This window comes from Bacillus sp. HMA207, assembly GCF_003402455.1.
Classification (GTDB): Bacteria; Bacillota; Bacilli; order Bacillales; family Bacillaceae_G; genus Bacillus_A; species Bacillus_A cereus.
The window spans coordinates 3,514,770-3,536,197 of record NZ_BEZT01000001.1; the positions used below are offsets into that span (position 1 = coordinate 3,514,770).

Consider the following 21,428-nt stretch of genomic DNA (forward strand, 5'->3'; position numbering starts at 1 on the left):
AATAAAAAGGAACATTTGTTCTTATTTTAACAAATATCCTCCCTCCTGTCTACACGATTTCTAAAGTAAATTAAATATTTTTCTGACATTTCTTTCTTTTTCATTTTTTATCTCATACAATAAACATACAGACAGGCAAAGGGGGAGTTTTCAAATGATTGCTTTTTTTATTGATTTTATTACGGTTGCTGCCCTCATCATCGGAATAACAGCATTGATTGGTGTCATTACAAATAGCATCGGCGAAAAGCTCTTTGGTGGAAAAGAAAAAATGAAGTTTGTTAACAAAAGTTTGGGTGTACAATCTGGCTGGAACCAAGTTGGCGGAAAAGGCATTTATAAGAAACGAACGTATTAAAAAAAAGCAGGCGATCGCCTGCTTTTTTTCTTATTTCTCTACTGACGCCCATTTAAAGCTTAAATCGCCGCCATATTTATGGTTATACATATTTTTAATTGAATCTCTTTGTAAATATGCTCTACCACGTTGATATACTGGAACAATCGCAGCATCATCAAGTAACATTTTTTCTGCTTCTAATAAGTTCTTCCAACGAGCATTTACATCGCTTCCATCTTTTTTCGCCTTCATAATGATTTCATCGTATTTTGGATTAGAGTACTTCATCTTATTTTGTGACCCATCTGTTACAAACATATCAAGATATGTAATTGGATCTGGGAAGTCCGCACTCCATCCAGAGAATGACATGACATAATCGCCCGCATCTTCTAATTTTAGTTTTTGTGCGAATGGTTGTTGTTTAATTTTTACTGTTAAACCTGGTAAATTCTTTTCTAATTCACCTTTTAAATATTCACCAGTTTTCTTTGATAACTCTACATCTTCATTTAATAATTCTAATTCGATTTCATTTTTACCAAGTTCTTTTTTACCAGCTTCCCAATATTTCTTCGCTTCTTTCACGTTTGGTTTTACAATATCCCCGTTTACAGCACGGAAATCTTTTTTATCTGGTCCTTTAATGAAGTTATCAGGAATTAATCCTGTTGCTGGCTTAGAACCGTTATTTAATAATGTATCCACGAATGGCTTACGGTCAAAAGCAAGTGAAATTGCTTTACGAATATTTTTATTTGCTAAAGCTGGATCTTTTTGATTTAAACGAAGGAAGAATACAGATGTATCTTCTACTGTTTGGAAATCTGGTTTTCCTTTATATTTATCAATAAACTCCGCTAATAACGACGCTCGATCAATTGCATTTGTTTCATATAAGTTAATTGGCGTAGATGTATCTTTTACAATATTAAAGTTTACTTCTTCAATCTTCACTTCTTTATTGTCCCAATATGACGCGCTCTTTGTCATTTTAAAGCTACGTTCATGTTGCCAATCACTTAATGTAAATGGCCCGTTATAAAGCGTTGTATTCGCTTCCAAACCAAACTTCGTACCTTGCTCTTTCACAAACTTTTCATTCACAGGATAGAAGATTGGATATACCATTAAATCTACAAGGTATGGAATTGAATTATCTAATTCCACTTCTAATGTATAATCATCAATCGCCTTTACCCCTAATTGATCCGGACTCATCTCTTTTTTATTAATTTTCTCTGCATTTTTTATATCATACATAATGTACGCTGATTTCGCAGCTGTATCTGGGTTAATCGCTCTTTGCCATGCGTATACGAAATCTTTTGCCGTCACAGGATCACCATTTGACCATTTTGCGTCTTCACGTAATTTAAATGTATATTTTTTACCATCTTCTGATTTTTGGAATTCCTTCGCTACACCAGGAACTAGCTTATCATCTTTTCCTAAACTGTATAAGCCTTCCATCGTATTACCCATTACTCTTGAAGAAACTGCATCAGCTGATAACGCTGGATCCATCGTTGGAATTTCTTGCGTTTCAATTAAGTTAATAACTTGCTTCGCACCGCTTTTCCCGCTATCCCCTTTTGCGTTCGCTTGCGGTTCATCTTTTTGGTAGCTACATGCCCCTAACATCATGCTCATTGCTACTGTTGATACTACAAAAACTGGCATCTTTTTTTTCATACTTCCACCCTCCATAAAAATGTTAGCCCTTTCATTTTCAAACAGAAAGAAATATATATATGTTCTAATAATTCATATTATACACACAAATATATTTTTTGTATATTTATATTTCTATTTCATTAAAATTTCCTGTTAAAAAATAAATCTTTGTAAACGTTTCATATTGCTGATTATTCTTACTAAAGTGTTAAAAACAATATTTTTTACACTTTTCTAAATTATCAGAGAAAAATGAATTTTATATCTCATAATACTTTATGTATAATTATCCTTTTGTTTTTATCATAAAATAGCACTCTCTTCATAATAAAAATATGTAGGCTAAAATGAGTGCAAAGGTTAAGAAAGTATGTTACGATACATTTTGCTAAAAATAGATATCGGTAAAGAGGGGACGGACATGGCAGCAATTCAGGCAAAAAACGGGCCTACTGAGAAATTAAGTTTATTCTTATTAACATGGCCTATTTTTCTAGAAGTTTTTCTTTTTATGTTAATGGGGATCGCTGATACTTTCATGTTAAGTGCATTATCAGACGATGCTGTATCTGGGGTTGGTGCAGCGAATCAATACCTCCATATCGCTATTTTGGTACTAGAAGTCATCGGGAACGGCGCAGCTATCGTCGTATCTCAATACCTCGGTTCCAAACGCTTTATGGAAGCATCTAAAATATCAGCATTAGCCGTCACATTAAATTTAATAGTTGGGCTCGTTATAAGCGCTGGTTTTCTTTTATTTTCGAAACATATGATGCTCGCAATGAACTTACAAGGCGATGTACTAACGTATGCGCAAAACTACTTATCTATCGTCGGAGGAGCCATCTTCCTACAAGCTATTATTAACTCATTAGCCGCAATTATCCGTGTACACGGTTTCACAAAGCAAGCGATGTTTATTTCACTCGGAATGAATATGATTCATATCGCTGGAAACTATGTACTCATTTTCGGGAAATTTGGTTTCCCTGAGCTCGGTGTACAAGGGGCTGCCATTTCTTCTGCTGTCAGCCGACTTATAGCGCTTATTGTTTTCTTCTGGTTACTATACCGCGTTATGGAATATCGTGTAAAATTACAATATTATTTCACCTTATCAAAAGAATATATCGGGAAAATTTTAAAAATCGGGATTCCATCTGCTTTTGAGCAAGTTATGTATCAAGCTTGTCAAATTGTCTTCTTATACTATGCAACATATTTAGGAACGGAATCGTTAGCGGCTAGACAATACGCTACGAACATTTCTATGTTCACTTATTTATTCGCTATTGCAATTGGTATGGGAACAGCCATTATTATTGGCCGCCTCGTTGGTGGTGGCGAAAAAGATGAAGCATACGAACGCTTGTGGAAAAGTGTAAAATGGGCGATTGGTGTAACTTTATGTATGGTCGCTCTCGTTATTACATTCCGTACACAATTAATGGGACTGTTTACAGATAATCCGTACATTATCGGGTTAGGCGCAAGTGTTCTTTTACTAAGTGTACTACTTGAAACGGGACGTACGATGAATATCGTCATCATTAATTCGCTTCGTGCAGCTGGTGATGCAAAATATCCTGTTTTAATCGGTGCCTTCTCTATGGTGTTAATGAGTTTACCACTAGGTTACTTTTTCGCCTTTCATTTAGATATGGGGCTCGTTGGTATTTGGCTAGCAATCGCCATCGACGAATGGACACGTGCCATTATTATGTTCTTCCGCTGGAAAAGTAGAGCATGGGAGCGTTATGCACTTGTTAAACCTGAAGAACAAGAGGAGAATGTTTCTGTTCAAGTTCAGTAATTTTGCATATGGATATCACTAATGATACATGAGATTTATATCGGCGATTCTTTAAATATATCGACTGACCGACAAATGTATACAATTCTTTTATATAGTAGAAAAAGAGCCATCCTTCCATAACAGAAGAATGGCTCTTTTTCTTATTGATAAATCTCTTTATATTTCTTGTACTCCGCTTCCGAACATAGTACGAAATGTCCTGGGCGAATTTCACGCATTGTTGGTGCTTCACTACCATAATTATGCTGTGATGGATCATATACGATACGTTTACGATTGCGCTCATAATCTGGATCTGGAAGTGGAATCGCTGATAATAGTGATTTCGTATATGGATGAATTGGATTCGCATATAATTCATCACTTGTTGTTAACTCAACGATTTGGCCACGGTACATTACACCAATACGATCACTAATGTATTTTACCATTGATAAATCATGGGCGATGAATAAGTATGTTAAACCTTTTTCTTTTTGTAACTTTTTCAGTAAGTTTACAACTTGCGCCTGAATCGATACGTCAAGTGCTGAGATCGGCTCATCGGCAATGATAAATTCTGGGTCTACAGCAAGCGCTCGAGCGATACCGATACGCTGACGTTGTCCACCTGAGAATTCGTGTGGGAAACGGTTTGCGTGCTCTTTATTTAAACCAACTGTGTTTAATAGTTCATGAACACGGTCCATGCGCTCTTTTTTACTTTTCGCTAATCCGTGAATATCAATACCTTCTGCGATAATATCCCCTACTGTCATACGAGGATTTAATGATGCGTATGGATCTTGGAAAATCATTTGCATTTTACGGTTGAATTTCTTCAGTTCTGCGCGTGATTTCTTACCATGTACGTTTTCACCATCGAACAATACTTCACCAGCAGTTGCATCATATAAACGAATAATCGTTCTTCCAGTTGTCGATTTACCACAACCTGATTCTCCTACAAGACCAAATGTTTCTCCGCGGTAAATATCAAATGAAATATCATTAACCGCTTTGACAACACCACCACTCACGTCGAAGTGCTGCTTTACATTTTTTACTTCAATTAATTTCTCACGTTGTTTAGTCATGTTGTTCACCTGCTTTCATTTGAAGAATGCGTTTTTCAACGACTGCTGGCGGTTTTACTTCTGGAGCTTGCTCGTGAAGTAACCAAGTTGCCGCATAGTGCGTATCACTTACTTTAAATAAAGGTGGGTCCATTTCAAAATCAATTTTCAGTGCCTGCGGGTTACGTGGTGCAAAAGCATCTCCCTTTGGCGGCTTCAATAAATCTGGAGGCGTTCCAGGAATTGCATATAACTCTTCTTCTGAACCATCTAAACTTGGCATAGATGCGATTAAACCCCAAGTATATGGATGTTTCGGATTGTAGAAAATTTCATCTACAGTTCCAATTTCAACAACTTTACCAGCGTACATAACTGCCACTCGGTCCGCAACGTTTGCTACTACACCTAAGTCATGCGTAATGAAAATGATTGCTGCTTCTGTTTTTTGCTGAATGTCTTTCATAAGTTCTAAAATTTGCGCCTGAATCGTAACGTCTAGCGCTGTTGTCGGCTCATCGGCAATTAATAATTTCGGGTTACAAGCTAACGCCATCGCAATAACTACACGCTGTCTCATACCACCTGAGAATTGGTGAGGATATTGTTTTAAACGAGCTTCTGGATTTGGAATACCTACAAGGTCAATTAATTCTAAAGCAACTTTACGTGCATCTGCTTTACTCATCCCTTGGTGTTTAATTAGACCTTCCATAATTTGATTTCCAATTGTCATCGTTGGGTTTAATGATGTCATTGGATCTTGGAAAATCATCGCGATATCTTTACCGCGTACTTGCTGCATTTCTTTTTCTGTTAATTTCGTTAAGTCACGACCTTCAAATACGATTTCACCATTTTTAATGCGTCCAGGAGGATTCGGAATTAATCCCATTAACGCTTTAGAAGTAACTGATTTCCCTGAACCAGATTCTCCTACAATCGCCAATGTTTCTCCTTTTTTCAAATCAAAAGTAACGCCGCGTACAGCTTGTACTTCACCTGCATGTGTATCAAAGGAGACTTGTAAATCTTTTACCTCTAACAATGTTTTCATCTTTGCCTCTCCCCTCTTTTACTTACGCATTTTTGGATCTAACGCGTCGCGTAATCCGTCTGCCATTAAGTTAAACGCTAAAATTAATATACTGATGACAACCGCAGGGATGAACATCATATGCGGATACGTTTGAATAGATTTATAACCATCATTTACAAGAGAACCTAGTGACGCAAATGGCGGCTGAATTCCTAAACCGATGAAACTTAAGAACGCTTCACCAAACACCGCTGATGGAATTGTAAACATTGTCATTACGATAATAGGTCCCATTACGTTTGGAATTAAATGTTTCACAATTAATTGTGTATTTGTTGCACCTAATGTACGAGATGCTAATACATATTCTTGGTTTTTTAACTTTAAGATTTGTCCACGAACAATACGCGACATCCCTATCCAACCTGTAATCGCCATCGCGAGTGTAATTGACCAAATACCAGATCCCATAATGATTACCATTAAAATAACGATGATTAAGTATGGAATACCGTTAATAATCTCCATAATACGTTGCATAATGTTATCTACTCTACCGCCGTAGAATGCTGAAATACCTCCGTATGCAACCCCAATTACTAAGTCAATTGCTGCTGCTAAAAGAGCGATATATAATGATACGCGTGTACCTTCCCATGTTCTTGTCCATAAGTCACGGCCAAGATCATCTGTACCAAACCAGAAGTACTCTTTAATATCACGTTTTTCATATTGGTCAACACCATATTGATCTGTACCGTCAAATGGTAACCAATGAACATTTTCAATAACTGGAATTTTTGGTGGTAATTTCGCTCGACCTAAATCTTGCTCTTTATACGAGTGTTTACTTACCATCGGTCCAAAAATCGCTAATAGTGCAATGATAACTAATAATACAAGGCCAAGCATCGCACCTTTATGTTGGAATAAACGTCTTCTTACATCTTGCCAAAACGTTAGGCTTGGACGGGCAATGACTTCATTATCAACATTATTTTGATTGGCTTGTTGAAATAAATCTGGAGATAATTTTTGTACATCTTTCATCATTTTTTCCCTCCCGCTAAACGAATACGAGGATCAATAATTCCGTATAAAATATCTACAATGAAAATAACTAAAATGAAGATTGCACTATAGAAAATCGTAGTTCCCATAATAACTGTATAGTCATTTAAAGTAATCGATTTAACGAATTGTTCCCCAAGTCCTGGTACAGCATAAATTTGCTCGATAACAAGTGTTCCTGTAATTAATGCCGCAACCATTGGTCCTAAAATTGTTACAACTGGAATTAACGCGTTACGAAGTGCATGTTTGACAATGATAACGCCTTGGCTAATTCCTTTCGCTTTCGCTGTTAAAATGTAATCGGCTTGCATAACTTCAATTAATTCTGCACGAGAGAAACGTGCGATTGTTGCAATAACTCCCATCGATAATGCAATTGTAGGCATTACAGTAAACTCTGGTCCTTTCCAGAATGCTACTGGGAACCAGCCAAGTTTTACCCCTACGAAATATTGCAGTAATGCGGCGAATACGAATGATGGTACCGACATTCCGAGTACCGAAATAACTGTTGCACTATAATCTACCCACGTATTATTACGAAGTGCGGCAACAATACCTAAAATTAAACCGATAAATGTTCCTAATATAATCGCTTGTAAACCTAATTGGGCTGATGGTCCAATACGATCCACAATCATGTCTGTTACTGGGCGGTTATCATATTGGAATGATACCCCTAAATCACCTTTTGCTAGGTTACCTAAGTAACGTGCGTATTGAACTGGTACCGGATCATTCAATCCGTATTTTTCAAGAATGATTTCTTTTTGTGCCGGTGATAGCTTCTCCTGGTTTTTAAGCGGAGAACCCGGAAGTAATTTCATCAAAAAGAAAGTCAGTGTAGTAATTAAAAATAATGTCAAAGCCATGTACACGAAACGTTTTAATACATAACGTCCCATATCAAGCACCTCCCCGTTTTTCTCAAAAGCAATAAGATAGTTTAAAATATTCTTACTTTTATTTTTTTAAAATAAGAGCATATGCCCATCATAGGCATATACCCTTGTAAACGATGGAAAAAAAGATTATTTTTGTTCAACAGATGCCCATTTGTAAGTTAATTTACCACCATAGTTAATTGGGATAATATCTTTTACGGCACCTTTTACTACATACGCTGAACCTTTTTGGAAGATTGGAGTGATAACTGCATCCTCTTTAATTAACATCTTCTCTACTTCTAGAAGGTTGTCCCAGCGAGCTTGTAAATCTTTTGTATCTGTTTTAGCTTTTAGGATTAACTCATCATATTTCTGATTAGAATACCCTGTTTTATTTTGAGAACCATTCGTAACAAACATATCTAAATATGAGATTGGATCTGGGAAATCTGGTCCCCAAATACCAAACGCAATATCATATTGCTGAGAATCTTCTAATTTATTTTTTTGTGCGAATGGTTGCTGTTTAATTTTAATTGATAAACCTGGTAAGTTCTTTTCCATCTCACCTTTTAAGAATTCCCCAACCTTTTTAGCATCTTCATTATCAAAGTTTAAGAATTCTAGTTCGATTTTATCAGTTCCAAGCTCTTTCTTCGCTGTTTCCCAAAGCTTTTTCGCTTCTTTTGGATTTGTTTCAACTAGCTTTCCATTTTCAGCTCGGAAATCTTTTTTATTCGGACCTTCAGCGAAATCTTTTCCAACAAATCCGTAAGCTCCAATTGCACCGTTATTTAAAATAACTTTTGCAATGTTATCACGGTCAAAGGACATTGAAATTGCTTTTCTTAAGTTTTTATTACTTAAGTACTGATTACTTTGATTAAATCTTAAGTAAGCAACCCCTGCTTCTTTTCTTGTTTGGAACTCTGGACTTTTTCTAAACTTATCAACAAATTCAGACGTTAAAGCCGCTCGGTCAATCGCGTTTGTCTCATATAAATTTACATCAGTTGCTGTATTTTTTACAATATTAAAGTTGATTTCTTCGATTTTAACCGTTTTATTATCCCAATATGAAGGATTCTTCTTGAATTGGAAACTTTGTTCATGTTTCCAATCACTCATAACGAATGGACCGTTATATAATGTTGTATTTGCCTCTAAACCAAATTTATCACCTTGTGCTTTTACAAAGTTTTCATTTAGTGGGTAAAATACTGGATAAACTGTTAAATCGATAAAGTAAGGAACGGGATTGTCTAATTCTACTTCTAATGTATAATCATCAATCGCTTTTACACCTAATTGGTCAGCAGGTAATTCTTTTTTATGAATTTTCTCTGCATTTTTAATATCGAACATAATGTACGAATACGTTGCTTTTGTATCTGGATTTACTGCTCTTTTCCATGAATACACAAAATCTTTAGCTGTTACAGGTTCCCCATTCGACCATTTCGCATCTTTTCTTAATTTAAATATGTATTTCTTCCCATCATCTAGCTTTTCGACATCTTCTGCAACTCCAGGCATTCTCTTTTGATCTTTGCCAATACGATATAAACCTTCCATCGTATTATTTAATGCTGTAGAAGATGAAGAATCAGATGCCAATGATGCATCCATTGACGGAATTTCAGATAACTCTGTTAAATTAAGAATCTGTTTTCCGTTACTACTACTCGTAGCGTTCTCTTTCCCTTTTGCTTTTGCGTCATCTTTTTGGTAGCTACACGCGCTAAGCAACATACTTGCAGTTAAAGTTGATGCAAGTAATAACGGTATCTTTTTCTTCATGTTGTGTTGCCTCCCCTAATTGCACTTCCTGTACCCTCACTTGTTAAAAAGTAGAATTGAAAGAATAATCTCCAAGTTTCTACAATTTTCATTATACATATAATATAACAATTGTGAATATAGTTTTTTGTTTTTTTGTTAAAATTTTTAATAAAATATTTATATTTTTAATTTTTCGTAAAGGGATACATTAACATTGCTACCATCATCTTAAAATCAGACCTTTAATTGCGTATAATTTTCAAAAAATTAATCCTAGTACTTATTATAGCTTTTATAGTATAATAATTCTAGTAATATTTTGACGGAGGGGAATATTTTGAATAAAGTTTTTTTTCATACTTGTATACTAATTTTTATAGCGATGATTGCTTCTAGTATTGGTGCATTCCTCATTTCATCTCAATTTTTGTTGAACTTTGTCAACATTTTGTTTTATATTGCACTGTTTTTTATTCTGATCGGCGGTTTTTTATACATATTTCAAAATGGTTTTTTCAATGTAACCATTTACGCATTCCAAAGAGTATTTGGTACGAACAAAAAGATTGACTCTTTAATTGAAGAAGTCGAGGAACCTACAGATAAGAAAGAACGTATTTATAAAACATATTCATTCAAATGGACATATCCAATTTGTATTACAGGTATCTTCCTTGGGTTGTTCTCGACCCTCATTAGCTTTACTATTTTGATGTAGTTTGCAAACACTATCCCATATGATATAATAATCAGCAAAACATTTTGTTATAAAACTTTAGTTCTTTCATATTAAAAGAGCTCAAGTAACAATAAATAAATTTATATGTATGCGATGATAAAGAAGAGTACATATTGAGGCAATTTCAGAGAGCTTGTGGTTGGTGTGAACAAGTAATTGTACAGTATGGAATGGGCTTTTGAGCACCAAACCGAACCGAAAGTAGTAGGCTTTGGCGTTATATCCAAACGTTATTATGGATTAGAGAGATTTCACAGTAGTGAAATAATTAGGGTGGTACCACGGTCCATTCGTCCCTATAGTTTTTGGGATGAATGGGCTTTTTTGTTTGCCTTCTCTTCCCCACATCACGCATTCTATTTTAGGAGGAATTACTTATGTCAGTTATCTTTTCTGGTATTCAACCAAGTGGAACGATTACACTTGGAAACTATTTAGGAGCAATGAAGCAGTTTACAGAGCTTCAAAATGAACACGACTGTTATTTCTGTATTGTAAACCAACATGCGATTACAGTACCTCAAGATCCCGTCGGGCTTCGTAAAAACATCCGCAGTCTTGCTGCACTTTATGTAGCATGCGGCATCGATCCTGAAAAAGCTACTTTATTTGTACAATCAGAAGTACCAGCACACGCTCAACTAGGATGGATCATGCAATCTGTTGCTTACGTTGGAGAATTAGAACGTATGACGCAATATAAAGATAAAGCTTCTGGTAGAGATTCAGTTCCAGCTGGATTACTTACGTATCCACCATTAATGGCTGCTGATATTTTACTTTACAACACTGAAATCGTGCCGGTTGGTGATGACCAAAAGCAACATATCGAATTAACACGTGACTTAGCAGAGCGTTTCAACAAACGTTACCGCGAAATCTTCACAATGCCTGAAATTCGCATTCCAAAAGTAGGAGCTCGCGTTATGTCATTAACAGAGCCTACGAAAAAAATGAGTAAATCTGATCCGAATCCAAAATCAATGATTAGTATGCTTGATGAGCCAAAAACAATTGAAAAGAAAATTAAGAGTGCTGTAACTGACTCTGAAGGTATTGTGAAATTTGATAAGGAAAACAAACCTGGTATCTCTAATTTATTAACAATCTACTCTTCATTCTCTGGAAAAACAGTTGAAGAAATCGAAGCAATGTACGAAGGAAAAGGATACGGCGACTTCAAAGGCGACCTAGCGCAAGTAGTCGTAGAAGCTATTCGTCCAATCCAAGACAAATATAACGAACTAATCAACTCACCAGAACTAGACGAAATCCTAGACAAAGGTGCAGAAAAAGCAAACCGCGTTGCATTCAAACAACTACGCAAAGTAGAAAACGCAATGGGACTAAGCAGAAAACGTAGGTAACATATAAAGCGGAGGCGACTGCTTAGCCCTGACGGCTAAGGTTCTTTCCCACAGAAGGTGCTTTTTACCTTCTTGTGGGGAAGGTTCTTAGACGCGAAGGGTTAGGAGCCGGAGCTAGATTACATATAAAGCGGAGGCAGCTCGTTCAGCTCTGACTGGATAAGGTTCTTTCGCATAGAAGACGCTTTTTGTCTTCTTATGCGGAAGGTTCTTAGACACGAAGAGCTCGCTGCCGGAGCTGGATTTGTACATAAAGTGGAAGCGGCTCGTTTAGAATGTTCGGTGGAACTAGATTACTACAAAATTAAAAAACCGCCAATTGGCGGTTTTTTAATTTACCTTTTGCTCATTTTCCATTTCCCATAACTTTTCAAAAAATGGCTGTCCTTTTACGAGACGCTCGCATAATTGTTCGTGCTTATCAGACCAGCCTGTTTTCGCTTCATCATACAGCTTAGCCCAAATATCTTCAAATTCCATATGTTGAACCATTCCATACGCTGATGGATCCCACTCTGTGAACCAATAGCGAATTTCTGCTGTATTTTTCGTTGTATGTAATTGATCTAACGCCATAAATAATAATTGTTTTAGCTGTCTTTCTTTACGAGTCAAGCCATTCATAATGAAAGGCGATGGTGATAAAATGTGATGTTCTTTTTCTGTTTCTTCTACTTGGAACTCATACTTTTCTGCTTGTACGTTTTCTACCATCTCATATACCATTTGCTCTTGGCGTGGTATAAGTCTACTTTTGCGAATTGGTACATTGTAACCAATTGTGTCAATGGCAATAATGCCTTTCCCATCTGTAACAACAAAGCAATACTCTTGCTGCAAACGTTCATGATTTTTACGAATATAAGCCTTATGATGTACGTCTTCCAGCATTTTTTGCGGAAGCTCTAACAATTCGTTCTCGATGTAATGATATAATGTGGCATCTACTTTTAATAATGGCACTTGATCTAATAGCTCAATCGTATCATCTTTCCGCCATTCGTAAAAATGACAAACGTTATACCCATTTTCTTCACCTTCAAACCAATTTACCCATACATCATGTAGATATAACATTCACTACCCCTCACTTCACTACTGTTTGTACCAATCATTATGTTCATTTTTGCTTAACTTTATTCCACTTGAGGAAATATATTCTAATTATTATTTTTTCTTCTATTAATACTAAAAAAACAGGAAATAGAATTCCTGTTTTTTTATATATGAAATGTATTTGCTTTATTCAATATTTCTTTTGCATCTATAGATAATAAAGAAAGTGTATCTTCTCCTTCCAAAGTTACACAATCTTTGACAATATGAAATCCAAGCGCATAGCCAAGCATCTTCGGATAAGAGTGAAAGCCATTTAATAAGATGTCATGTTCCCTTGTTCCTCGTTTTATACTTATTCTTTCATGTACAACATTTTTCCAATAATAAACAGCCTCTTCTTTTGAAAGATACGCCGTCCACGGTGCATTGTTTTTTTCTGTATACCTTTCTGTTACTGCTTGTTCCGCTAGCCCTTCCATAATCATCGTATCAAGTAATGTATATTCTGTTTCTTTCGTCTCAATTTGATGTAACCTGCATATGTGATGATATTCATGCGCCAATAACACTTTTAATTCTTCTACCGAATTCCGCCCACATACGAATAAGAAAATAACATGACGCATAGATAATCCAGCCCTACCGTTATACTCTTCTTGTACAGTTCGATTATAGGAATCTGATAATAAAATAAAGACAGGGACATCTGGACCTTTTAACCAATTTTTCAGTTTATCATACTCCAGGCTCAATTCTTTCCAAATTTCCTTTTCCTCTAATTCTTTAATTTCCTTTTCTCCGCGCATGATCGGGCGATACATCCCTTTTGAAATTAAAAAGCGATACAACCTTTCTTTTGGCAACGGAATATACTTCGTAAATTTCTCACAAAGTTTTTCTGGCCGTCCATAATATAAATGTAGCCATTCAGCTGTTTCAACAATCCCCATCTTTATCCCTCCTTTTTCTTATGTATATGCTACAGGAGAAAAAGGCGTAAAAATAAATAAGGAGTTTTTTCGCAATATATTGCGAAAAAACTCCTTATTTTATCGATTATTTATACGATTTAAATACTAACACTGCGTTATGACCACCAAATCCTAATGAGTTACTTAATACTGCATTTACTTCTTGGTGTCTCGCTTGATTTGGTACGTAATCTAAGTCACATTCTGGATCTGGTGTCTCATAGTTAATTGTTGGAGGAATTACTCCGTCTGTAATTGATTTAATAGAGAAAATCGCTTCAACAGCACCAGCTGCTCCTAATAAGTGACCTGTCATTGATTTCGTTGAGCTAATTGCTACTTTATACGCGTGCTCGCCGAAAGTTTCTTTAATTGCCATCGTTTCATATTTTTCATTCGCATCCGTACTTGTACCGTGCGCATTAATGTAATCAATATCTTCTGGCTGTAGGCCTGCATCAGCTAAAGCTTGACGCATTGCGCGCACTCCGCCTTCCCCACCAGGAGCAGGCATTGTAATATGGAATGCATCTCCAGTTGCACCATAACCAGCAATTTCCGCGTAAATGTGAGCACCACGTGCTAATGCGTGCTCTAATTCTTCAAGAATTAGAATACCTGAACCTTCACCCATTACGAAACCGCTACGGTTTTTATCAAATGGACGGCAAGCCGTTGCTGGGTCTTCATTAAATGTTAATGCTTTCGCTGAGCTAAATCCTGCGAATGCCATACTTGTTAGCGGCGCTTCTGCTCCGCCTGTAATCATTGCATCAGCATCACCACGCTGAATTGCTTTAAATGCATCACCAATTGAGTTTGCACCAGATGCACAAGCCGTTACAGAACAAGTGTTAATTCCTTTTGCTCCTGTTGCGATTGATACTTGACCTGCTGCCATATCTGGAATCATCATCGGCACGAAGAATGGGCTCACGCGGCGTGGGCCTTTCTCAGTAAAAATCTTAAATTGTTCTTCGTATGTTTCCATACCGCCAATACCAGATCCAATCCATACACCAATTCGAGGTCCGTTTTCTTCTGTAATTTCAAGCTTTGCATCTGCAACTGCCATTTTCGCTGCTGCTACTGCATATTGTGTAAAGCGATCCATACGGCGCGCTTCTTTTTTATCAATATATTTCTCGACTTCAAAGTCGTTAATTTCCGCTGCTACTTTTGCTGGAAATAGTTCTGGATCAATTCTTGTAAGTCGCCCGATTCCAGATACACCCTTTTTAATGTTTTCCCACGCTGTTTCAACATCTGTTCCGACCGGTGTAACAGCTCCTAGTCCTGTAATTACGACCCTCTTTTTTTCCATACAAAATACACTCCTTTTTTTCTCTCAGTCCTTATTTACCCCAACGAAGAGCAACTGCTCCCCATGTTAATCCGCCGCCAAAACCAACAAGTATAATTAAATCACCGTCTTGAATACGTCCGTTTTGCAATTCCTCTACCATTGCAATCGGAATTGAAGAAGCTGATGTATTACCGAACTTCTCAATCGTCATACTCATTTTTTCTTGTGGTAAATTTAACCTCTCTCTTGCAGATTCCATAATACGAATGTTTGCTTGATGCGGTACTAAGAAATCCACATCTTCTTTCGTAAGACCAGCTTTATCTAAAACGCGAAGACAAGAATCACCAAGTTGACGAACGGCAAATTTAAACACTTCTCTGCCATTCATCATAACATACTCGTCTTGATAAAGGTGCTTGCCGCCACTTCCGTCTGCTCCTAATTCAAAAGATAGAACACCTTTACCTTCTGAAACAGCTCCCATTACGATAGCACCGGCTCCGTCTCCAAATAGTACTGCTGTATTTCGATCGTTCCAGTCTACAATTTTAGATAGTTTATCACTACCAACTACTAATACATTTTTATACGTTCCTGTTTGAATAAATTGCTGCGCTGTAATCATTCCGTACATAAAACCGGCACATGCTGCACTTAAATCCATTGCAGCTGCATGTTTCGCTCCTATTGCTTCTTGAATTACACAAGCAACTGCTGGAAAAGCACGATCTGGTGTTACTGTTGCTACTAAAATAAGATCGATATCCTCTCCGCTAATTCCTGCATCTTCAAGTGCTTTTTTAGAAGCCTCTACGGCCATATATGAAGTATCTATTGTATCATCGGCAATGCGTCTTTCTGCAATTCCCGTTCTCGTACGAATCCATTCATCGGATGTTTCCATTATTTTCTCTAAATCGTGATTTGTGACTACTTTTTCTGGCACATATCTTCCGATCCCTAAAATGCCCACGTTCACATCGCAGCCCTCCGTTTTATATCAATTATTATGACTTGGTACTAATTTTAAAACATAAATGTATTTTTGTCTAGAATATATTTCGCATAAAACAGAAAGCTAACGCATTATTCACGTTATTTTTCATTAAAAGAAACAGAAACATACCTCTTAAATATAAAAAGGCTCAAACCGCTTCTATTCACGGTTCGAGCCTCTCTTCCATCTTAAGAAGATGCTTTTTATTCTTGATCTGCTTTCCTTCTAAACTAGAGAGTTCTCCTCACTACTTTTCCTTTATCCTCTTCATATCTCTGGTTTTCTCCCAGGCGAGAATAAAAAAGGCCCTGACCGCTTCTATTCACGGTTCGAGCCTCTCTTCCATCTTAAGAAGATGCTTTTTATTCTTTTTATTCTTTTTATTCTTTATCTGCTTTCCCGAGCTCATAGGCCTCGTTCATAACTTTCATTAACAACTCTAACACCGGCTGTGCCTTCTCCATATCAAGTGCAATTCCATTATCATCTAAAATTGCCTTTGCTTCCGGTAAATGCTTCATTGCGATTTGTAAAAACTGCATGCTTTTTTCGTTCATATTATGCTCTTCCTCTCCATTAAAACTTTCACATACAATAGTGTAACACGCGTACTACCCTTCGTATAACTCTTTATATTTTTTCATGTGTGCCAGTTGTTTATTTAAACCGTATTCTAACGGAGTATTTCTTTTTATTGAAATTACCTCGATAGCCTCATCTCTTACTTCGTTATTATTTTTATTTACTTTATCATCCGCGCGTAAAAGATTCATACCTTTTTCCCATAATGACTGTTTACCACTAAGTAAATTGTATATACCAAGCTGCGCCCCGTTCGTTCCATTTTCCCATAAGTATTCACATACATCTTCAACGTAAAGTAAATCATTCCCCTTTTCCTCAATCGTACAACGGCACTCTTTTTCACCTAATTCTGATAAAATAAGCTGATGAAACATCATAAAGGACGGTTGCCACGGTCCATATAATGTTGGAACTCGAAATACACTATATTGTAAATTCCCTTTTTTCAATCCTTCTTCTACTTTCAAAAATAGGCGCTTATTTTCGGATTCATCTGTACTGCCTACTTCAATAGAAGAAATTAAATTTAACTTCACTTTTTGTTCTTCACACATTCTTATAATTCGCTTTAAATATTGTAATATGACTCTTTCATTCCGAAATCCACTTTGCTGATTTGGCTCATATAAGCAAAAATAAACAGTATCGAATCTCTCTTCCTCAACCGATCTCCATCCATCTTCATCTCTTATCGAATAATACGTAAATAACGCATTTCGCCCAATTAATAATAACTTCTCTTCATTAATTTTCGTCATACTATCGAATTCATCAAAATCAAGACCATAGACTTCCACTTCTTCTGCAATCATTTTATTTACAAGGTGATAACCTACAAACGTAAGTGCACCTATTATCAGCACGCGTTCCATACCACCAACCCTTTCCCTCTGAAACAAATAGCTCCTCATTTATGTATATGGGAGCTTCATAATTCTTCTTCATATTTTTTAAAGAAATCAGTCGTTTGCCTAACCATTTTATATTTCACATCTTGCAGATGGAACAAGACAGAAGTATCACATTGATTTAGTTGCCTCATTTTCTCATATCTACGCAACTGCTGTTTTCTTCCTCTTTTTTCTTGTGTTGATACGAAAATTTTAACAGGTACACAAGATGGAAGAAGCGTAAATGATTTCTTATTTATTTTTGATTCTAATTCTTCTTCTTTGGCATCATACGCCAAACTTAATTCCTTCACGAGTCTCTTGTAAAAAAATTTATGCTCTTTCTCAAAACTTACATATTCCGGTAAATCTAAACACGGATTTAGCATAACAACAGAACGAATACATTCAGGATATTTGTTCATCATTTCAAGTGCTACAAGCGCTCCCATACCATCTGCCATAATGTGCATTTTCGCATTTAACGTCTCTTTTCTCAAAACAACATCATATAAACGTTTTGCCAGACGAACAGATTGATCGTTTCCCCAATGTCTTCCGTATAAATTAGAGGAAAAGACCGTGTAGCCTTGTTCAATAAGACCATGTAAAAAATAAGATTTACCCGCATGTTGTGTCCATAAACTTGTACCATTCTCAATAAAGTAGTTATAATCACCGAGGAGCATAACAGAAAATCCATTTGGCTTCTCCGGTAAATAAATGACACATGGTTCTTTTTCTAAGTAAAAAAAACGTTCCGTAATACTCATTTTTCCCCCGCCTTATTTTCTAAACATATAAAAGTACTCTTTTATAATGTATGAACGGAATGCAAATTTGCGTTGAAAAATCTACAAATATTTTTCTATATTCTTTTTTCAATTGTGTTACAATAAGGACAGATTGAACGAATAGAGGTGTAAAATATGCGTTTCATTTGGGCATTAATTTGGTCGTTCTTACTTGTACATATGATGAGCTATGTAATCGGCTCTATGACTGGCGGTACATACGACTTTAACCAAGCGTCTATTTTCTCAGTTGTTCTTGCTGTGTTAGTACTAGCAATTTCAGCTGCAATTCCAAACGAGCCAGTAGAACAACACTAAAAAAAGAGTCCGGATTTTATCCGAACTCTTTTTTATTTTTATTTCACATGAACGACTAATTCGTTATTTTCTACATCAACAACTACGTGACTATTATCAGTAATTGTTCCTGCAATTAATTCTCGTGCTAATTTCGTTTCCACTTGACGCTGTACGTATCGTTTTAATGGACGAGCTCCGTACATTGGGTCGAAACCGGCTTCCACAACAAATTCTTTTGCTGCATCTGTTAATTCTACTGTAATGTGACGGTCAGCTAGACGACCTTGTAGTTCTTTTACAATTTTATCAACAATGCCTTTAATTTCATTCGTTGTAAGAGGTTTGAATAAAATAATTTCATCCACACGGTTTAAAAATTCAGGGCGGAAATGTCCTCTTAATTGCCCCATTACAAGGTCTCTTGATTCCTCTTTAATCGAACCATCTTCTTCTAATCCATCTAGTAAATGAGCAGATCCAATATTTGAAGTCATAATAATAACTGTATTTTTAAAGTCCACTGTACGACCTTGCGAATCTGTAATGCGTCCATCATCTAACATTTGTAATAAAATGTTGAATACTTCTGGATGTGCTTTTTCAATTTCATCTAATAAAACAACGGAATATGGTTTACGTCTTACCGCTTCTGTTAATTGACCGCCTTCTTCATATCCTACATATCCAGGAGGTGCACCAATTAAGCGAGACACGGCGTGTTTTTCCATATACTCAGACATGTCAATGCGAATCATTTGCTCTTCACTATCGAATAAAGACTGGGCTAACGTTTTTGCAAGTTCTGTTTTACCAACACCTGTTGGCCCTAAGAAGATGAAAGAACCAATCGGGCGGTTCGGATCTTTAATACCAGCCCGAGCACGAAGAACCGCGTCTGACACTAAGCTTACTGCTTCCTCTTGTCCGATGACACGCTCTGATAAGATTTGCTCTAAGCGTAATAATTTCTCGCGTTCACCTTCCACGAGTTTCGCAACAGGAATACCAGTCCAGCGTGAAACAATATCTGCAATTTCTTCTTCACTTACTTCCTCACGTAATAAACGATTTTCTTGTTTATTATGCGCGCCCATTTCTTCCGCTTCTTTTAACTCTTTTTCAATTGCGGGAATTTTCCCGTGACGAAGTTCGGCTGCTTTATTTAAATCGTAATTGCCTTCTGCTTCTTCTAATTCACGACGCAAACGTTCTAAATGCTCACGTAAGTCACGAACTTTGTGAATGTCTTCTTTTTCTTTCTCCCATTTCGCTCTCATGCCACTGGCAACTTCTTTTAAATCCGATAATTCACGTTGCAATGTTTTTAGACGCTCTTGGCTACCACGATCCGTTTCTTTCCCAAGAGCCGCTTCTTCAATTTCCAGCTGCATAATGCGGCGCGTTACTTCATCTAATTCTGTTGGCATAGAATCAATTTCTGTACGAATTGTTGCACACGCTTCGTCAACAAGATCAATTGCTTTATCTGGTAAGAAGCGATCTGAAATATATCGATCTGATAAAACAGATGCTGCTACAATCGCACGGTCATGAATATTTACACCGTGATAAATTTCAAAGCGTTCTTTTAATCCACGTAAAATGGAAATCGTATCTTCAACAGTTGGCTCTTCTGCTAATACTTGTTGGAAACGTCTTTCTAGCGCTGGATCTTTCTCAATATATTTGCGATATTCATCTAGTGTTGTGGCTCCAATACAATGCAGTTCACCACGTGCAAGCATCGGTTTTAACATATTTCCTGCATCCATGGCTCCTTCTGTTTTACCAGCTCCAACTATTGTATGAAGTTCATCAATGAATAATAAAATGCGTCCTTCACTCTTTTTAATTTCATTTAATACAGCTTGCAGACGCTCTTCGAACTCACCACGGAATTTCGCACCAGCTACGAGTGCACTCATATCTAACGCAAAAATCGTTCTATCTTTCAATCCTTCAGGTACATCCTTTTTCACAATACGCTGGGCTAGCCCTTCAACGATTGCTGTTTTACCAACACCTGGCTCCCCAATTAAAACCGGATTGTTTTTCGTTTTACGTGAAAGAATACGGATTACACGTCGTATTTCACTATCACGGCCGATTACAGGATCAATTTTCCCTGCTCTCACTTCCGCCACTAAATCACGACCATATTTTTCTAACGCTTCATAAGTTGCTTCTGGATTTTGACTCGTCACTCTTTGATTCCCCCGAACTGTCATTAAAGACTGTAATAAGTTATCTTTCGTAATATGCAATCTTGTAAATAATTGATTTATATCGCCTTTTTCTTCAGAAAAAGCAAGCAATACATGTTCTACTGAAATGTAATCATCCTGCAGTTTTTCTGCTTCTTTCCCTGCTCTTACAAGCAGTTGTTGCAGAGCGCTCGTTACATACAATTTTCCAACTTCTGCACCGCTCCCCGTTACAGAAGGTTTCTTTTTAATTAAACTTTCAGCACCTTGCTTTAATGCTTCTATATCAACATTCATTTTTTGAAATATACGTACCGCTAACCCATCTTGCTCTTCTAATAATGCAAATAATAGATGAATAGTATCCACCTCTTGGTGATGATGAGATACCGCTAAAGATTGGGCACTCATAATCGCCTCTTGTGTTTTTGTTGTCATTTGATTTAAGTCCATCTTTACAGCCCTCCAAAAGTTTGACTTTCTTTGACCTTTGATTTGATTATACGCCAACTGACTTTTTTATACAATAATTTTGCCTAT

At 36.6% G+C, this 21,428-nt stretch carries 20 protein-coding genes and 1 other annotated feature; of the genes, 6 read left to right on the plus strand and 14 right to left on the minus strand.

Annotation, left to right across the window (positions count from 1 at the left end; all coding sequences use genetic code 11):
• Positions 1–154 precede the first annotated feature (154 nt).
• Positions 155–358, plus strand: a complete 204-nt coding sequence (locus tag HMAS_RS18165; protein ID WP_000559972.1) for a hypothetical protein — start codon at positions 155–157, stop codon at positions 356–358.
• A 30-nt stretch (positions 359–388) separates the two neighbouring features.
• Here the strand turns inward: HMAS_RS18165 and HMAS_RS18170 are convergent, their stop codons facing one another.
• Entirely contained in the window at positions 389–2,035 is a 1,647-nt protein-coding gene (locus tag HMAS_RS18170) for a peptide ABC transporter substrate-binding protein (protein WP_000728609.1), read from the minus strand.
• 352 nt (positions 2,036–2,387) lie between these two features.
• Between HMAS_RS18170 and HMAS_RS18175 the strand changes: the two genes are divergently transcribed.
• Positions 2,388–3,833, plus strand: coding sequence for an MATE family efflux transporter (locus HMAS_RS18175; RefSeq protein WP_002164600.1), 1,446 nt, complete (start codon positions 2,388–2,390; stop codon positions 3,831–3,833).
• 143 nt (positions 3,834–3,976) lie between these two features.
• On the opposite strand, the gene HMAS_RS18180 is transcribed toward HMAS_RS18175, so the two are convergent.
• From HMAS_RS18180 to HMAS_RS18200, 5 genes are all read right to left on the minus strand, one after another.
• Positions 3,977–4,912 carry an ABC transporter ATP-binding protein gene (locus HMAS_RS18180; protein ID WP_000166348.1) on the minus strand — a complete coding sequence of 312 codons (936 nt, stop codon included), beginning with the start codon at positions 4,910–4,912 and terminating at the stop codon, positions 3,977–3,979.
• Complete coding sequence (locus tag HMAS_RS18185) at positions 4,905–5,948, minus strand: ABC transporter ATP-binding protein (RefSeq protein WP_000854346.1); 1,044 nt, start codon at positions 5,946–5,948, stop codon at positions 4,905–4,907. The genes HMAS_RS18180 and HMAS_RS18185 overlap by 8 nt, the downstream gene beginning before the upstream one ends.
• Positions 5,949–5,966: 18 nt before the next feature.
• Complete coding sequence (gene opp3C, locus HMAS_RS18190; protein WP_000974106.1) at positions 5,967–6,983, minus strand: oligopeptide ABC transporter permease; 1,017 nt, start codon at positions 6,981–6,983, stop codon at positions 5,967–5,969.
• A complete protein-coding gene (gene opp3b, locus HMAS_RS18195; RefSeq protein ID WP_000534167.1) occupies positions 6,980–7,909 on the minus strand; it encodes an oligopeptide ABC transporter permease in 930 nt (309 codons plus the stop codon). The genes opp3C and opp3b overlap by 4 nt, the downstream gene beginning before the upstream one ends.
• Positions 7,910–8,035: 126 nt before the next feature.
• Positions 8,036–9,691, minus strand: coding sequence for a peptide ABC transporter substrate-binding protein (locus tag HMAS_RS18200; RefSeq protein ID WP_000727217.1), 1,656 nt, complete (start codon positions 9,689–9,691; stop codon positions 8,036–8,038).
• Positions 9,692–10,010: 319 nt separating this feature from the next.
• Between HMAS_RS18200 and HMAS_RS18210 the strand changes: the two genes are divergently transcribed.
• The 3 genes from HMAS_RS18210 (at position 10,011) to HMAS_RS27955 (ending at position 12,145) form a co-directional block, all read left to right on the plus strand.
• Positions 10,011–10,391, plus strand: coding sequence for a DUF3899 domain-containing protein (locus HMAS_RS18210; protein WP_001044997.1), 381 nt, complete (start codon positions 10,011–10,013; stop codon positions 10,389–10,391).
• Positions 10,392–10,496: 105 nt separating this feature from the next.
• Positions 10,497–10,713, plus strand: a binding site (T-box leader).
• 76 nt (positions 10,714–10,789) lie between these two features.
• Positions 10,790–11,779 carry a tryptophan--tRNA ligase gene (gene trpS, locus HMAS_RS18215; protein ID WP_000110982.1) on the plus strand — a complete coding sequence of 330 codons (990 nt, stop codon included), beginning with the start codon at positions 10,790–10,792 and terminating at the stop codon, positions 11,777–11,779.
• A gap of 198 nt (positions 11,780–11,977) precedes the next feature.
• Positions 11,978–12,145 carry a hypothetical protein gene (locus tag HMAS_RS27955; protein ID WP_205420393.1) on the plus strand — a complete coding sequence of 56 codons (168 nt, stop codon included), beginning with the start codon at positions 11,978–11,980 and terminating at the stop codon, positions 12,143–12,145.
• Here HMAS_RS27955 and HMAS_RS18220 read toward each other — a convergent pair.
• From HMAS_RS18220 to HMAS_RS18250, 7 genes are all read right to left on the minus strand, one after another.
• Complete coding sequence (locus HMAS_RS18220; protein ID WP_000966127.1) at positions 12,110–12,856, minus strand: YjbA family protein; 747 nt, start codon at positions 12,854–12,856, stop codon at positions 12,110–12,112. The two genes, HMAS_RS27955 and HMAS_RS18220, sit on opposite strands and share 36 nt — an antisense overlap.
• A 143-nt stretch (positions 12,857–12,999) precedes the next feature.
• Positions 13,000–13,788, minus strand: a complete 789-nt coding sequence (locus tag HMAS_RS18225) for a DUF2268 domain-containing protein (RefSeq protein ID WP_000513277.1) — start codon at positions 13,786–13,788, stop codon at positions 13,000–13,002.
• A 106-nt stretch (positions 13,789–13,894) separates the two neighbouring features.
• A complete protein-coding gene (fabF, locus tag HMAS_RS18230) occupies positions 13,895–15,133 on the minus strand; it encodes a beta-ketoacyl-ACP synthase II (RefSeq protein WP_000412656.1) in 1,239 nt (412 codons plus the stop codon).
• A gap of 31 nt (positions 15,134–15,164) precedes the next feature.
• Entirely contained in the window at positions 15,165–16,097 is a 933-nt protein-coding gene (gene fabH / locus HMAS_RS18235; RefSeq protein WP_001100545.1) for a beta-ketoacyl-ACP synthase III, read from the minus strand.
• 398 nt (positions 16,098–16,495) lie between these two features.
• Positions 16,496–16,672 (minus strand): ComZ family protein, encoded by a 177-nt coding sequence (locus HMAS_RS18240; RefSeq protein ID WP_001986215.1) that lies wholly within the window; start codon positions 16,670–16,672, stop codon positions 16,496–16,498.
• Positions 16,673–16,726: 54 nt separating this feature from the next.
• Positions 16,727–17,599, minus strand: a complete 873-nt coding sequence (locus HMAS_RS18245) for an NAD-dependent epimerase/dehydratase family protein (RefSeq protein ID WP_006921015.1) — start codon at positions 17,597–17,599, stop codon at positions 16,727–16,729.
• 29 nt (positions 17,600–17,628) lie between these two features.
• Positions 17,629–18,363: a hydrolase gene (locus HMAS_RS18250; protein ID WP_000028691.1), complete on the minus strand. Its 735-nt coding sequence runs from the start codon at positions 18,361–18,363 to the stop codon at positions 17,629–17,631.
• Positions 18,364–18,519: 156 nt separating this feature from the next.
• Here HMAS_RS18250 and HMAS_RS18255 point away from each other — a divergent pair, with 156 nt between their 5' ends.
• Positions 18,520–18,702, plus strand: a complete 183-nt coding sequence (locus HMAS_RS18255) for a YjzD family protein (protein WP_001211116.1) — start codon at positions 18,520–18,522, stop codon at positions 18,700–18,702.
• A gap of 38 nt (positions 18,703–18,740) precedes the next feature.
• Here HMAS_RS18255 and clpB read toward each other — a convergent pair whose 3' ends face one another.
• The gene (gene clpB, locus HMAS_RS18260) at positions 18,741–21,341 is read right to left on the minus strand and encodes an ATP-dependent chaperone ClpB (protein WP_016122101.1); all 2,601 of its coding nucleotides are present in this window, start codon (positions 21,339–21,341) and stop codon (positions 18,741–18,743) included.
• Positions 21,342–21,428: the final 87 nt, after the last annotated feature.